The following is a 13,164-nucleotide window of genomic DNA, read 5'->3' as shown; positions in this document are numbered from 1 at the left end:
GGTACCCGGGCACTGTCCGCGCAGACCGATAGATTGACGGCCATGTGCGGCCGCTACGCCTCCAGCCGGAGCCCGGAGGACCTCGCGGAGGAGTTCGAGGTGCTCGACCCGCGTCTCGAGCGGGCGATCCCACCCTCCTGGAACGTCGCTCCGACCGACGAGGTGTACGCCGTGATGGAGCGCGCCTCCCGGGACGCCGAGGGCCACCGGACCGACGAGCCGACCCGCCAGCTGCGCGCGCTGCGCTGGGGCCTGGTCCCGTCGTGGGCCAAGGACGCCGGCATCGGCAGCCGGATGATCAACGCCCGGATGGAGACGGTCGCCGAGAAGCCCGCCTTCCGCAAGGCGTTCGCCGCCCGCCGTTGCATCGTGCCGGCCGACGGCTACTTCGAGTGGTACGAGACGCAGCACTCATCGACGACCGCGAAGGGGAAGACCCGTCGACCTGCGAAACAGCCCTTCTTCATCACCTCCGGCGACGGCACGAGCCTGGCGATGGCCGGCCTCTACGAGATCTGGCGTGACCCGTCGAAGGCCGAGGACGCCGACGACCGGTTCCGCTGGACCTGCACGATCCTGACCACCGAGGCCACCGACGACCTCGGCCGGATCCACGACCGGATGCCGCTGCTCGTCGAGCCCGAGCGGCGCCACGAGTGGCTCGACCCGCGCACACCGGCGGGCGACCTGCCCGGACTGCTTCAGTCGCTGCGGCCGGCCCAGCAGACCGGCCTGACGGCGTACCCCGTCTCGACGGCGGTCGGCAACGTCGCCAACAACGGCCCCGAGCTGGTCGAGCCGATCCCGTTCGCCGATGACCAGGGCGAGCCCGACGACGGACAGGGCACCCTGCTGTGAGCGACGAGCGCATCGTCGAGACGCCGTACGGCGAGGGCCGGCTCGTCGTCCGCCGGGCCCGCGGGCCGGTGGCCACCCTGCTCGTCAGCCACGGCGCCGGCGGCGGCATCGACGCCCGCGACCTCGAGGCGCTGGCCGCCCAGCTGCCGGGGCAGGGGATCAGCGTGGCCCGCTTCGAGCAGCCCTGGCGCCGCGCCGGCCGCAAGGTCGCCAGTGCGCCGGCCACCCTCGACGTCGGCCTGCGCGCGGCCGCGAAGGCGTTGCGCACCCGCACCCCGCTGGTCGTCGGTGGCCGCTCGGCCGGCGCCCGCTCGGCCTGCCGCACCGCGGCCGAGCTCGGCGCCGCCGGCTGCCTGGCGCTCTCGTTCCCGCTGCACCCGCCGGGCAGGCCGGAGCGCTCCCGACTCGACGAGCTCGCCGGCGCCGGGGTGCCGACCCTGGTCGTGCAGGGCGAGCGTGACCCGTTCGGGCGACCCGAGGAGTTTCCCGACCCGTTGCCGGGGCGCACTGACCTCGCCGTGGTCCCGGGAGCCGACCACGGCCTCGCCGTACCCAAGCGGGGTGCGCTCACCGAGGCCGAGGCGATGGGCATCGTGGTGGAGTCGACTCTCGAGTGGATCGTGCGCGAGGTCGTCGGGAATGACGCCCGCACCTGAGGCGTTCTGGCTTCCATGATCGCGACGCTGGAGCGCCCCCGGACCGGGAGCACCGTAGTCTGGGACGCGATGACCGAGATTTCCGATCTTTCGTCCCTGGACGCCGACGCCTCTCACCCCGAGGACGTCGACGTCGCGTCGGAGACCCCTGAGGAGCGGGCCGCGCGCTTCGAGCGTGACGCCCTGCCCTTCCTCGACCAGCTCTACGGCGCCGCGATGCGGATGACCCGCAACCCGGCCGACGCCGAGGACCTGGTCCAGGAGACCTTCGCCAAGGCGTTCTCCGCGTTCCACCAGTTCAAGCCCGGTACGAACCTGAAGGCCTGGCTGTACCGGATCCTGACCAACACCTTCATCAACTCCTACCGCAAGAAGCAGCGCCAGCCTCAGCAGGCGCTCGCCGGCGACACGGGGGACGTCGAGGACTGGCAGCTGGCGCGCGCGGAGTCGCACACGTCGAGCGGGCTGAAGTCGGCCGAGATGGAGGCGCTGGAGCACCTCCCCGACAGCCAGGTGAAGGACGCCCTGCAGCGGCTCCCCGAGGAGTTCCGGCTCGCGGTCTACCTCGCCGATGTCGAGGGCTTCGCCTACAAGGAGATCGCCGAGATCATGGACACCCCGATCGGGACGGTCATGTCCCGCCTCCACCGCGGCCGGCGCCAGCTGCGCGACATGCTCTCCGACTACGTCCGCTCCGGCGGCGACGCTCCGCTCGAGGGAGGCAAGTGATGTCCGAGCCGAGCCACGAGCACCTGCACGTGTCTGACGACCCCAGCAACGCCGAGTGTGCCGACTTCCTCGAGCGCATCGTGCGGCTGATCGACAACGAGCTCGAGGCCGGCGACTGTGCCATCGTCCGGGCCCACATCGACTCGTGCAGCCCCTGCCTGGAGCGCTACGACCTCCAGCGCACGGTCAAGGCCGTGGTCGCCCGCTCCTGCGGCGAGACCGCCCCGGCCGAGCTGCGCGAGCGGGTCCGGATCCAGATCCAGCAGATCCAGGTCCGCATCACCGAGGCCTGAGCCGCTCAGCGACGCCGGTTCGCGGCTCGAGAATGAGGCGAACCCCCGGACCGTGAGGTCGCGGGGGTTCGTCGGTGCGTGCGCTCAGCTGTTGGGGCGCTTGCCGTGGTTCGCGCCCTTCTTGCGGCGCGCGCGGCGCTTGCGGCCGGTCTTGCCCATGGTTCCTCCTGAAGTCGTGAATCGAGCCATTCTCTCAGGCCCGGCTACTGCGGCGAAATCTCCGACGCTCCGTGGCCGCTTGCGGCCGCGGAAGAACCGCGAGGAGGTTGAGGAAGTCGGGAACGGGCGGAGCGAAATGACGGACTATCCCGACTGTCTCGAAACCTTGGCCATAAAGCGGTCGGCGTCCACCACGACGCGAGTCACCTCTCCGGACCCGACCAGCTTGCCCGCCGTGCCGTCGGGACCGACCTCACGCGCGGAGACGGCGAAGCGGCGCAGCCGACCGTCGGCGTACACCTGCCGGGCGGTGACCTCGACCGTCCCGCCGACCGCCGTGGCGGCGAGGTGCTCGAGATCGACCCGGGTGCCGACGCTGGTCTCACCCGCGGCGAGCTCGGCCTCGACGGCGGCGCACGTGGCTGCCTCGCACCAGGCCAGCAGCCGCGGGGTGCCGAGGACGGGGAGGCTGCCGGAGCCGACCGCGAGCGCGGTGTCGGCGTCGGTCACGGCGAACCGCACGGTCGAGCCGGCCATGCTCATCCTCCTCGGTGACTGTGGTTCGACATCAGATGCCGAACGTGGTGCGCGGGTAGGCCGCGTCGACGTCGGTGATCACGTTGACCAGGTACGGCACGTTCGCCGCGAACGCGCGGTCCAGAGCCGGCCCGATCTGCCGCGGGTCGGTGACCGTCTCACCGGCGCCACCGAGGGCGGCCACGACCTGGTCGTACGCCGTGCGCGGGGCCAGGTCGGCCGCGACGTCGTAGCCGTAGAGCATCTGCATCGGGCCCTTCTCCAGGCCCCATGCGGAGTTGTTGCCCATCACCATCACGACGGGCAGGTCGTGGCGTACCAGGGTGTCGACGTCCATCAGGGAGAAGCCGGCGGCGCCGTCGCCGAGGAGCAGCACGACCTGCGACGACGGGCGGGCGATCCGGGCGGCCACGGCCGCGCCGAGACCGGCGCCGAGACAGCCGTAGGGGCCGGGGTCGAGCCAGCAGCCGGGCCGCTTCGGCTCGACGAACTTCCCGGCGAAGGAGACGAAGTCACCGCCGTCGCCGATCACCACGGCGTCGTCGGCGAGCCGGGGGACCAGCTCGCCGTAGATCCGGGCCGGGTGGACCGGGTCGGCCTCCGCGCCGAGCAGCTCGGCGTCCTTCGCGCTCGCCGCCGCGACCGTGTCCTGGAGCAGGGTGATCCACTCGGAGCGGTCCGGCTGGCTCGCGCCGGCCAGTGTCTCCAGCAGGCCGTCGAGGACCGTGGTCAGGTCGCCGCTGACCGACGCCGCGAGCGTCGCGTGGCCGGACAGCTGGCCGGGGGAGTCGGCGATGTGGACGACCGGTGTCGGTGTGGCCGGCTCGGCGTCGCCGCCAGATCCGCGCGCGCCGAACACGCCGTACCCGAGCCGGAAGTCGAGCGGTGTCCCGACCACGACCACCAGGTCGGCGCCGTTGATCGCCGCGCCGCGGGCCTTGGTCACCAGCAGCGGGTGGCCGCCGGGCACCACGCCGCGGCCCATGCCGTTGGTGATCGCCGGCAGCCGCATCTCCTCGACCAGCCGCAGCGCGGCCTCCTCGGCGTGGTCGGCCCACACGTCGGTGCCGAGGACCAGCACGGGACGGCGCGCCTTCGCGATGAGGCCCGCGATCCGCGCCACCGCGTCGCTGTCCGGCTCCGCGCCGCGCACGTCGCCGACCACCGGCGCCGGTCCGGTGCCGACGTTGAAGAACTCGTCCATCGGGACGTCGACGTACGTCGGCCCGCGGTGCGACGAGCGCGCCTCGGTGAACGCGGCGTCGAAGCCGGCGGCGACGTCGTTCGCCGTCATCAGGGTCGCCGCGTGCTTGGTGACCGGCGTGACGATCGGCAGGTGGTCGATCTCCTGCAGCGCACCGGTGCCCCAGCGGTTGTTGGGCGCGCGGCCACCGACCACCACCATCGGCGATCCCGCGAACCGGGCCTGGGCCAGGGCGCTGACCCCGTTGGTGACACCCGGCCCGGCGGTCAGCACCGCGAGCCCCGGCACCCGGGTCAGCTTGCCGGTCGCCTCGGCCGCGAACGCCGCCGTCTGCTCGTGGCGCACGTCGACCAGCCGGACCGGCGTGCCGCCGTCCTGCTGTGACTTGACCGCGCCGTCGTACATCGGGAACACGTGGGCGCCCGAGAGCGTGAACATCGTCTCGACGCCGTGCGCGCGGGCGACCGCGGTGGCGATCTCGCCGGCGTGGCCGGTCAGCGGGGTCTGGTCCGGGGGAGTGGAGGTCACCCGGGCACCCTAGCCAGCGGCGCCCGCCCGGTCAGCCACCTCAGCCGACGTCGTCGAGGAAGTACGGGTGCACCCGGCGAAGGGAGGCCACCAGCGCGAGCAGCAGGTCGGGGCGGACCGAGGGGTGGCGCGGCGAGATGGTGAGCTGCAGGTAGATCGCGCGCAGCACCGCCTGCGCGTTGCCGGTCGCCCGGTAGGGGTCGCGGCCGCTGCGAGCCTTGGCCCGGGCGCCCTGCTCGAGGCGGACCACCCACGGCTCCAGCACGTTCAGCGGGACCCGGTCGCGGCGCAGGATCTCCATCACCGCGTGGGCGATCCGGTCCGGCTCGCCGTGCACCAGCGGCGGCGTGTCGGGGTTGAGCACGCGGTCGGCGATCACGTCGAGCAGCACGGTCAGCTCCGTCATGCCGAAGTGGCGCGAGGCGGCCAGCGCGGCGACCGCGTCGGCGCCGTGGGCGGCGGAGTGCGCCCAGCCCTTGCCGGGCACGAACCCGCGCAGGTCGCGCTCACGGACGTACCAGGCCGCGATCCGGTCGCCCCAGTGCAGCACCTTGCTCGGGGGGAGCCGGCGGATCCGGGTGTCGCGCTGGATGCACTCGGCCAGCAGCAGCACCGAGAAGCTGCGCCGGAAGACCGAGTCGGTGTCGCGCTCGCCGAGCCCGGCGTTGAGCCCGGCGCACATGCCGTCGCCGAGCCCGGCCAGCAGGTCGTCGTAGGCGCCGTGCTCGATCCAGGTCGCGAGGAAGGAGTACGCCATCCCGTCGCGCACCTGCGGGTCCGGGTCGCCCAGCATCTGCGTCAGCTGGGCGGTCAGGTCGCCGATCGGGTGATCGGCAGGGGGACGCCGTTCACCGTCGCGGAGGGCCTGTTGGAGGCGCGCCCAATCCACCGACACCATCAACCCACACCCTCCGGAGCAGCCGAGCCTTCATCCCCCGGCCCCTATCCTGCCAAACAATGTGAAGGGACCCTAAGTGGGGAGGCACCCTCCCTCTCTAGAGTTGTGCCCGTGCCCTCCCTGTCCGCGATCGCCCGGCGTCACACCGACCTCGACGACGCGGACATCGCCTGGCTGCAGCTGATCCAGGCCGACTGGCAGGTCATCGCCGACCTGTCCTTCGCCGACCTCGTCCTGTGGCTGCCCGACCGGGGCGGGGCGGGCTTCTGGGCGGGGGACCAGATGCGCCCGACGACCGGCCCGACGGCGTACGTCGACGACATCGTGGGCACCTTCGCCCCCACCGGGCGCCGTCAGCTGGTCGACGCCGCCTTCGAGCTCGGCCGGATCGCCCGGGAGGGCGACCCCGAGTGGCGTGACGACGTGCCGGTGCGGGTCGAGGCGATCCCGGTGCGCCGGGCCGGCAACGTGATCGCGGTGATCAGCCGCAACACCAACCTGCTCGGCGTGCGTACCCCCAGCCTGCTGGAGATCAACTACCTCCAGGCCGCGACCGACCTGTCCCAGATGATCGCCGCCGGCCTGTTCCCCTCGACCGCCCAGCGCAGCGACCACGCCGACTCGCCGCGGGTCGGCGACGGCTTCCTGCGGGTCGACGCGGCGGGCCGGGTCATCTACGCCAGCCCGAACGCGCTGTCGACCTACCGCAAGCTCGGGCTGACCGGCGACCTCACCGGCCACCGCCTGCCCGACCTGACCCGCGAGCTGGTGCCGCCGAAGAAGCGCCCCGACGAGGAGACGCTCAGCGCCGTCCTCGGCGGCCGCGCGCACCGCGACACCGAGCTCGGCGCGTCCGGCGGTCCCGGCGACGGCGCCGCCCTGATCGTGCGCTCGATCCCGCTGCGGCCCAAGGGGGAGCACATCGGCGCGATCATCCTGCTGCGCGATGTCACCGACCTGCGCCGGCGCGACCGCGAGCTGGTCACCAAGGACGCCACGATCCGCGAGATCCACCACCGGGTGAAGAACAACCTGCAGACCGTCGCCGCCCTGCTGCGCCTCCAGGCCCGGCGGATCGGCTCGCCCGAGGCCGCCTCGGCCCTCGAGGAGGCGGTACGCCGGGTCGGCTCGATCGCGATCGTCCACGAGACACTGAGCCAGGCCGTGGAGGAGACCGTCGAGTTCGACGACATCGCCGACCGGCTCGCCCGGCTGGTGGTCGACGTCGGCTCCACGACCGCGCAGATCGGCGTGCGCCGCGAGGGCAGCTTCGGCGTCCTCGCCTCCGAGGTCGCCACGCCCCTGGCCATGGTCGTCATGGAGCTGATGCAGAACGCCGCCGAGCACGGGTACGACGCCGGCGGCTCCGGCCAGATCGCGATCCACGCCGCCCGACACGGTGCCGTGCTGGAGGTCGCCGTCGAGGACGACGGCCGCGGGCTGCCCGAGGACTTCGACCTGGACGCCGCGACCAGCCTGGGGCTCTCCATCGTGCGCACGCTCGTCGAGTCCGAGCTCGGCGGGCACCTGACGCTCGGTCAGGCGCCCGGTGGCGGCACCCGGGCAGGCTTCAGCATCCCGGTCGAGTGACCGGGCCGGGCCGCGAGCGGCGCCGGTCAGACGGGGGTGCGGACGCGCGCGCGGGCGTTGCGGCGCTTGAGCGCGCGGCGCTCGTCCTCGCTGAGGCCACCCCACACACCATGGTCCTGACCCGCCTCGAGCGCCCACGCGAGACACTGCTCACGCACGTCGCAGCGACGGCACACAGCCTTGGCCTCCTCGATCTGGAGGATCGCAGGGCCGGTGTTGCCGATCGGGAAGAACAGCTCCGGATCCTCGTCGAGGCATGCGGAACGGTGTCGCCAATCCATGGGTGGGAAAGCCCTCTTCTTTCACTACCGGGGGTGCCCTCGACCGGGCACACGTGAAGCCGCAAAAGTGAACGGCTTCACGATCGCTCCGGCAAGGTTTCCAAGGATTGCGTCACGAATCAAGCAATTCCGGTGGTTCGTTGGGTCACAACCGGATCGTGGACACCCACCGCCTAGGCTGCGGCGGTGACCGAAGGGCCCCTCGACCACCCGTCCGACCGCTCTGCCGACCCCGGCGCCGACCGTCCGCCACCGCTGACCGTGGCCGCCTCGCTGGCCGCCGTACAGGCGCTCGTGCTGCTCGTCCTGGCAGTCCTGGAGCTCGCCAGCGTGTCCTCGGAGCGGCTCGGGTTCGGGGTCTCCACCGCGGTCTTCTTCGCGGCGTACGGCGTGGTGCTGATGGGCGCGGCCCTGGCGCTGTGGCGCCGGCACGGCTGGGCGCGCGGCCCGGTGCTGATCACCCAGCTGATCGTGCTCGGGCTCGCCTGGAACCTGCGCGAGCACGTGCTCGCCGCCATCGGCCTGGCCGTCGTCGGCCTCGTCGTCGTGGCCGCGGTCGTGCACCCCGACACGGTCGCGGCACTCGAGGACCACCCGGGCGAGGACGACTAGGACACGCCCTGGCTGCCCGGTACGCCGACGGCCCGGCCCCCGCGAGGGGACCGGGCCGTCGTTGCGTGCTGGGTGATCAGGGGACCACGGTCACCGAGATCAGGTTCGACGAGAAGTAGTCGTCGTACCCGGCGTCCTTGGTGTAGTACGCCTGGAACACGTAGTTGCCGGCCGGCAGGCCGTTGGACAGGGCGCTACCGGTGCCGCCGGTGACGACCCGGTCGCAGATCTTGGTGCCGAAGTCGAACGTGCCGGTGGCGGTGTTGACCGAGGCGAAGGTCAGCAGGTACGGCGAGGACGAGCCGCCGGCCGCGTTGCCGTTCTGGTAGACGTCGACGTAGCCCGAGGTGGCGGGGCCACCCTTGTACTTGACGCTGCCGGAGAGCGAGGTGCGGGCCTTGTAGTCGCTGATGTCGCAGGTCAGGGCCGTCGTGCTGAGCGTCAGGTTCGAGTCGTAGACCTCGAACTTGGTCTTGCCCTTGCGGCCCTTGAACTTGGCCTTGACCTTGTAGTGGCCGGTGCCGAGGGCCGGGACGAGGTACTTGGCCTTGCCCTTCTTGACCTTGGCCTTGCCCTTGAAGGCCACGCCGTTGTCGCCGGTGATCGAGTACTTCACCTTGCCCGAGCCCCGAAGGCCCTTGGACGTGAGCACGAGCTTGCTGATGCCGGGCTGGACACCGGCGGCCGACTTCTTGATCTTGAACTTGCCGGCCTTGACCTTCGCCGCCACGACGGCGGTGTCGGCAGTGCCGGGGGTTGCCGCGGCGGTCGACGTCAGAGCGGGCGTGGCGAGCGCGAGCGAGGTGATCGCGATGACGCCAGCGGAGACGAGCCTGCGCATGGAGGAGCTCCTTCGGGGAGGGACCGACCCGTCCGGAACGAGGTCTCTGGAATCGGTCAAGAAGTGTGAGACGCAGGGGTACTGCCCGGGGGCCGCGACGGTAAACGTCGCTCCTGCGACGATTTGCCGACCGCTTGCTCAGCCTTCCGACTCGAGCGATTCGCGCAGCTGGGCCAGGGTGCGGCTGAGCAGCCGGGACACGTGCATCTGCGAGACGCCGATCTCCTCGGCGATCTGCGACTGGGTCATGTTCTTGAAGAAGCGCAGCAGCAGGATCTTCTTCTCACGCGGCGGGAGGTTCTCCAGCAGCGGCTTGACCGACTCGCGGATCTCGACGTGCTCGAGCGCCTCGTCGTCGACGCCCATCGCGTCGAGCATGCTCTGGCCGCTGCCGCCGTCGGAGTCGTCGTCGGTGGCGTCCAGGGAGAGCGTGGAGTAGGCGTTGCTCGACTCGAGGCCCTCGACGATCTCCTCCACCGAGCAGCCGATCGCGTCGGCGAGCTCGCGCGGCGTGGGGGAGCGGCCCAGCGACTGGGTGAGCTCGGCGGTGCTCGCGCTGATCTGCATGCGCAGCTCCTGGAGCCGTCGCGGCACCCGGATCGCCCAGCCCTTGTCGCGGAAGTAGCGCTTGATCTCGCCGATGATGGTCGGGGTGGCGTACGTCGAGAACTCGACCCCGCGCTCGGTGTCGAAGCGGTCGACGGACTTGATCAGGCCGATGGTGCCGACCTGGACCAGGTCCTCGTAGGGCTCGCCGCGGTTGCGGAAGCGCCGGGCGCAGTGCTCGACGAGGGGCAGGTGCAGGTGGACGAGGGAGTCGCGGGCGGTGTCGCGCTCGGCCTGGGAGGCGTCCTCGTCGCGGAGCACCACGAAGAGCTCCGCGCTGCGCCGGCGGGTCACCTCGATGTTGGTCGGCCCGCGCTGGCCGCCGCCCCGAGACAGGTCGGTGGTCATGACGCCAGGGACGACCGCACGAGGAGACGGACGGAGTAGCGCCCGGCGACGGCGTCGATCGCCGCCTCGTCGGCGAGGGTCGCGAGCACCTGCCACCCGAAGCTCTCGTAGTCGGGAGCAGTGGGGGTCTGGGCGGCCGCGGCGATGGTGAGGGCCAGCTCGCTGGTGCCGAGCTGGAAGCGGCAGTCGAGCACGGCGTCCGCGTCGGCCTCGTCGAGCACCATGGCGGCGGCCTCGGAGACGGCGATGCGCAGGTCCTCGATGTCGTCCATGGTGAAGTCGAGACGAGCCGCGAGGCCGGCGGTCAGCGTGCGCAGGACCGAGGCGTAGGCGCCGTCGGCGGGGAGCCGCAGCTCGACCTCGTCGGGTCGGCCGGCGGCCGTCGTACCACCGACAGCAGGGCTGCTCGTCTCCGACATGCCGCATCCTCCGGGTTGGCGTTGGGGAACCAGGTCGGGACCGACCCTACGCCAACGGCCGCGCCCCGGAGGACGCGGCCGTTGGAGGGGACGGGTCGCGTCAGGGACGCAGGTCGCCGAGACCCAGCAGGTCGAGCAGGCCGGTCTGGTCGAGCAGGTCGAGAACCGCCTCGAGACCGAGCGAGTCGAGCAGGAAGCCGATGCCCAGGGCGTCGAGAGCGTCGCCGACGTAGTCGAGCAGGTTGTCCTTGTCGGGCTTGCCGCTCGGGAGCGGCACGCCGTTGCCGGCCTGGCAGGCGGCGAGCAGCACCGCGGTGCCGCTGACGGCCTTGGCGGCGTTGGCGCGCAGGATCTTGGTCTTGCGGATCTTGCGGTTGGTCTTCTTGATCTTCTTGGTCAGCTTCTTGACCTTGGCCGCCTGGTGGTGGCGCTTGGCCTTCTTGATCTTCTTCTGCAGCTTGACGATCTTGGCCTTGAGCTGCTGGATCTTGATCCGGGCCGCGGAGCGGGTGATCGTCGCGACGTCGACGGCCTTGGCCTGGGCGACGCAGTCGGCCGCGCGCTCGGTGGTGGCCGGAGCGGCTGCCGGAGCAGCCGAGGCCACCGGAGCGGCGGTCAGGGTGAGGCCGATGGCCACGGCGATGCCGAGGATCAGCTTGAGCAGGGCACGATTCATGCCGGTTTCTCCCTCAGGTGAAGTCGACAGCCGCTCGCCCCCCATAGGCGACAGCCGAGAATCGGCCGGGCGCACTGAGGCCCGACTCGGCGGTCACCCTATGGCATTTGGTGAGCCTCCATGCAGCAGGTCCCGGAATGTGTCGCATCCCGGGGCCCGCCACAGGTGGTCGTCAGTCGAGGATCGCGCCCAGGCCGAGGCCCTCGAGGAGCGGGCGCAGGCCCAGCATGTCGATGACCCGGTCGAGGCCGAGCAGGTCGACCAGCCAGCCGACGCCGAGCATGTCGAGGACCTCGCCGAGGAAGTCGAGCGGGGTGGTGCCGGCCGGGACCTGGCTCGGGATGGCGGTGCTGCGGCCGCTCAGGCACGCGGTGTACGTCGTACCGGTGGCGGTCGCCGCGGTGGTGGCCTGGACCAGGAACGCCCGTGCCGCGCGCTTGCGCGCCTTGGCCTTCACGAGCTTCTTCTCCAGCTTGACCGCGGCCCGCCCGTGCGCCTTGGCGGCCTTCTTCTTGAGCCTCTCGACCTTCTTCGCCAGCTTCGCGGCCGTGGCCTTCGCGGCGGTGTAGGTGGTGTAGGCGCCCTGGGCCGCGGTGTACTCGACGGTGCAGCTCGCGGCGCGAGCATCCCGCGCGGACGGGGCGGCCGAGGCCACCGGGGCCATGGACAGCGTCAGGCCGAGTGCGACGGCGACGCCGAGGACGATCTTGAGCAGGGCACGATGCATGCCGGTCTCTCCCTTGGGTGTGGCCGGCCGTCAGCAGCTTCCCTCCCCGACGACCGGTCGCGGACACCGGGCGTGAGGATGCCCGGCTCGCCGGTCACCCTAAGGCATCGTGGTGAGCCCTTCATGGACGGAGTGGAGGGCGGAACGCACAGGACCCCGGGACGTTCGTCCCGGGGTCCTGAGTCGTGTCAGTTGTTCAGTTGCCTGCGATCAGATCACAGACCGGGGAGGCTCGGCAGACCGGGCAGGCTCGGCAGGCCGGGCAGGCTCGGCAGGCCGCCGCCGAGCACGCCGCCCAGCTGGCTGACGACGGAGTCGAGCGCGTCGAGCACCGGCTTGAGGGCGTCGACCGCGGCACCGAGGCCGAGGTTGGTCAGCGTGGCCTCGAGGATGTCGACCAGGCCGGTCGGGTCGGCCAGGCCGGCCTTGAACGCGTCGCACAGGCTCTGCATCTGAGCCGGGGCCGCCGCGCAGAGCTGGTTGAAGGTGTTCATCAGCGGGTCCAGCACCGTCGGGAACAGGTCGCACAGCTGCTGAAGCTGCGGGACCGCGTCGCAGAGGGCCTGGATCGGCAGCTCGGGCGTGGCCGGCGGGATGGCACCCGGGCGGCCCTTGCAAGTGGCGTAGGCCGAGTAGGCGCCGTTGTAGTTCGCGACGGTCTGGTTGCGGTACGCGATGCCGGCGCGCTTGGCCTTCTTGGCCTTCTTGAGCTTCTTCTTCAGCTTCTTGATCTTCTTGGCCGGCGCGTGGTGCTTCTTGGCCTTCTTGAGCTTCTTCTTGAGCTTCTTGACCTTGGCGTCGGCCGCAGCGACGTACGCGTTGGCGGCGGCGTAGTTGTTGTACGCCTTGGTCAGGGCTGCGCCCTGGGCGCTGCAGTCAGGCTCTGCTGCCTGCGTCGCGGCCGGGGCCGCCGGGGTGGCCGACGCGACGGACGCCGTCGTGAAGGTCAGACCGAGCGCAACCGCCAGGCCGATGAACATCTTGAAAAGGGCGCGATGCATCGCGACTTCTCCCTCCGGATGGTGTGGGTCCCCCCGACCCTGTGCTCCCTGGTCGGTTGGTGATTTCGGTACAGACAACGACTTGCCTGACTCGCCGTCACGCTAAAGGAACCGGGACCTTGATGGGACGAAAACGACGGGCCGCACGCCCGAAATGGACGTGCGGCCCGTCTGGCCTGGGCACTGTGGCCCGGAAGGACT

Annotated in this window: 16 protein-coding genes; 6 read left to right on the top strand and 10 right to left on the bottom strand. The window is 71.5% G+C overall.

Annotated features, from left to right (window positions below):
* Window positions 1–42: 42 nt before the first annotated feature.
* The 4 genes from QI633_RS16615 to rsrA are packed head-to-tail and all read left to right on the top strand — an operon-like array spanning window position 43 to window position 2,536.
* Window positions 43–858: an SOS response-associated peptidase gene (locus QI633_RS16615; RefSeq protein ID WP_141798186.1), complete on the top strand. Its 816-nt coding sequence runs from the start codon at window positions 43–45 to the stop codon at window positions 856–858.
* On the top strand, window positions 855–1,514 hold the full coding sequence (locus QI633_RS16610) for an alpha/beta family hydrolase (protein WP_141798187.1): 660 nt from the start codon (window positions 855–857) through the stop codon (window positions 1,512–1,514). Before QI633_RS16615 ends, QI633_RS16610 begins: the two co-directional genes overlap by 4 nt.
* A gap of 15 nt (window positions 1,515–1,529) precedes the next feature.
* Window positions 1,530–2,243, top strand: a complete 714-nt coding sequence (locus tag QI633_RS16605; RefSeq protein WP_260805900.1) for a sigma-70 family RNA polymerase sigma factor — start codon at window positions 1,530–1,532, stop codon at window positions 2,241–2,243.
* Entirely contained in the window at window positions 2,243–2,536 is a 294-nt protein-coding gene (rsrA, locus tag QI633_RS16600) for a mycothiol system anti-sigma-R factor (RefSeq protein WP_141798189.1), read from the top strand. Before QI633_RS16605 ends, rsrA begins: the two co-directional genes overlap by 1 nt.
* Window positions 2,537–2,839: 303 nt before the next feature.
* On the opposite strand, the gene QI633_RS16595 is transcribed toward rsrA, so the two are convergent.
* The 3 genes from QI633_RS16595 to QI633_RS16585 are packed head-to-tail and all read right to left on the bottom strand — an operon-like array spanning window position 2,840 to window position 5,862.
* A complete protein-coding gene (locus QI633_RS16595; protein WP_222117795.1) occupies window positions 2,840–3,232 on the bottom strand; it encodes a thioesterase in 393 nt (130 codons plus the stop codon).
* A 31-nt stretch (window positions 3,233–3,263) separates the two neighbouring features.
* Entirely contained in the window at window positions 3,264–4,964 is a 1,701-nt protein-coding gene (locus QI633_RS16590; RefSeq protein ID WP_282426379.1) for an acetolactate synthase, read from the bottom strand.
* A gap of 40 nt (window positions 4,965–5,004) precedes the next feature.
* Window positions 5,005–5,862 carry a DUF2785 domain-containing protein gene (locus QI633_RS16585; RefSeq protein WP_141798190.1) on the bottom strand — a complete coding sequence of 286 codons (858 nt, stop codon included), beginning with the start codon at window positions 5,860–5,862 and terminating at the stop codon, window positions 5,005–5,007.
* A gap of 111 nt (window positions 5,863–5,973) precedes the next feature.
* Between QI633_RS16585 and QI633_RS16580 the strand changes: the two genes are divergently transcribed.
* Complete coding sequence (locus QI633_RS16580; RefSeq protein ID WP_141798191.1) at window positions 5,974–7,452, top strand: PAS domain-containing sensor histidine kinase; 1,479 nt, start codon at window positions 5,974–5,976, stop codon at window positions 7,450–7,452.
* 26 nt (window positions 7,453–7,478) lie between these two features.
* Here the strand turns inward: QI633_RS16580 and QI633_RS16575 are convergent, their stop codons facing one another.
* Complete coding sequence (locus QI633_RS16575; RefSeq protein ID WP_038678054.1) at window positions 7,479–7,733, bottom strand: WhiB family transcriptional regulator; 255 nt, start codon at window positions 7,731–7,733, stop codon at window positions 7,479–7,481.
* 186 nt (window positions 7,734–7,919) lie between these two features.
* Here QI633_RS16575 and QI633_RS16570 point away from each other — a divergent pair, with 186 nt between their 5' ends.
* Window positions 7,920–8,345: a hypothetical protein gene (locus tag QI633_RS16570; protein ID WP_141798192.1), complete on the top strand. Its 426-nt coding sequence runs from the start codon at window positions 7,920–7,922 to the stop codon at window positions 8,343–8,345.
* A gap of 76 nt (window positions 8,346–8,421) precedes the next feature.
* On the opposite strand, the gene QI633_RS16565 is transcribed toward QI633_RS16570, so the two are convergent.
* The 6 genes from QI633_RS16565 to QI633_RS16540 form a co-directional block, all read right to left on the bottom strand.
* Window positions 8,422–9,186, bottom strand: coding sequence for a hypothetical protein (locus tag QI633_RS16565; protein ID WP_282426378.1), 765 nt, complete (start codon window positions 9,184–9,186; stop codon window positions 8,422–8,424).
* A gap of 138 nt (window positions 9,187–9,324) precedes the next feature.
* On the bottom strand, window positions 9,325–10,140 hold the full coding sequence (locus QI633_RS16560) for an RNA polymerase sigma factor SigF (protein WP_141798194.1): 816 nt from the start codon (window positions 10,138–10,140) through the stop codon (window positions 9,325–9,327).
* On the bottom strand, window positions 10,137–10,559 hold the full coding sequence (locus QI633_RS16555; protein ID WP_141798195.1) for an anti-sigma factor: 423 nt from the start codon (window positions 10,557–10,559) through the stop codon (window positions 10,137–10,139). The genes QI633_RS16560 and QI633_RS16555 overlap by 4 nt, the downstream gene beginning before the upstream one ends.
* 100 nt (window positions 10,560–10,659) lie before the next feature.
* Window positions 10,660–11,235, bottom strand: coding sequence for a hypothetical protein (locus tag QI633_RS16550; RefSeq protein WP_282426377.1), 576 nt, complete (start codon window positions 11,233–11,235; stop codon window positions 10,660–10,662).
* Between the two features lie 172 nt (window positions 11,236–11,407).
* Window positions 11,408–11,962, bottom strand: a complete 555-nt coding sequence (locus QI633_RS16545) for a hypothetical protein (protein WP_282426376.1) — start codon at window positions 11,960–11,962, stop codon at window positions 11,408–11,410.
* A gap of 215 nt (window positions 11,963–12,177) precedes the next feature.
* The gene (locus QI633_RS16540; protein ID WP_141798198.1) at window positions 12,178–12,963 is read right to left on the bottom strand and encodes a hypothetical protein; all 786 of its coding nucleotides are present in this window, start codon (window positions 12,961–12,963) and stop codon (window positions 12,178–12,180) included.
* Window positions 12,964–13,164 lie beyond the last annotated feature (201 nt).

The sequence above is a fragment of the Nocardioides sp. QY071 genome (assembly GCF_029961765.1).
Classification (GTDB): Bacteria; Actinomycetota; Actinomycetes; order Propionibacteriales; family Nocardioidaceae; genus Nocardioides.
The sequence above is the reverse complement of the archived record's forward strand: the minus strand, read 5'-3'. Positions and strand labels throughout refer to the sequence as shown.

Excerpts from the sequence above, each read along its gene's own strand:
- QI633_RS16615 (WP_141798186.1), top strand. The coding sequence starts at position 43 with ATGTGCGGCCGCTACGCCTCCAGCCGGAGCCCGGAGGACCTCGCGGAG.
- QI633_RS16605 (WP_260805900.1), top strand. The coding sequence starts at position 1,530 with ATGATCGCGACGCTGGAGCGCCCCCGGACCGGGAGCACCGTAGTCTGG.
- rsrA (WP_141798189.1), top strand. The coding sequence starts at position 2,243 with ATGTCCGAGCCGAGCCACGAGCACCTGCACGTGTCTGACGACCCCAGC.
- QI633_RS16595 (WP_222117795.1), bottom strand. The coding sequence starts at position 3,232 with ATGGCCGGCTCGACCGTGCGGTTCGCCGTGACCGACGCCGACACCGCG.
- QI633_RS16585 (WP_141798190.1), bottom strand. The coding sequence starts at position 5,862 with ATGGTGTCGGTGGATTGGGCGCGCCTCCAACAGGCCCTCCGCGACGGT.
- QI633_RS16575 (WP_038678054.1), bottom strand. The coding sequence starts at position 7,733 with ATGGATTGGCGACACCGTTCCGCATGCCTCGACGAGGATCCGGAGCTG.
- QI633_RS16565 (WP_282426378.1), bottom strand. The coding sequence starts at position 9,186 with ATGCGCAGGCTCGTCTCCGCTGGCGTCATCGCGATCACCTCGCTCGCG.
- QI633_RS16560 (WP_141798194.1), bottom strand. The coding sequence starts at position 10,140 with ATGACCACCGACCTGTCTCGGGGCGGCGGCCAGCGCGGGCCGACCAAC.
- QI633_RS16555 (WP_141798195.1), bottom strand. The coding sequence starts at position 10,559 with ATGTCGGAGACGAGCAGCCCTGCTGTCGGTGGTACGACGGCCGCCGGC.
- QI633_RS16550 (WP_282426377.1), bottom strand. The coding sequence starts at position 11,235 with ATGAATCGTGCCCTGCTCAAGCTGATCCTCGGCATCGCCGTGGCCATC.
- QI633_RS16545 (WP_282426376.1), bottom strand. The coding sequence starts at position 11,962 with ATGCATCGTGCCCTGCTCAAGATCGTCCTCGGCGTCGCCGTCGCACTC.
- QI633_RS16540 (WP_141798198.1), bottom strand. The coding sequence starts at position 12,963 with ATGCATCGCGCCCTTTTCAAGATGTTCATCGGCCTGGCGGTTGCGCTC.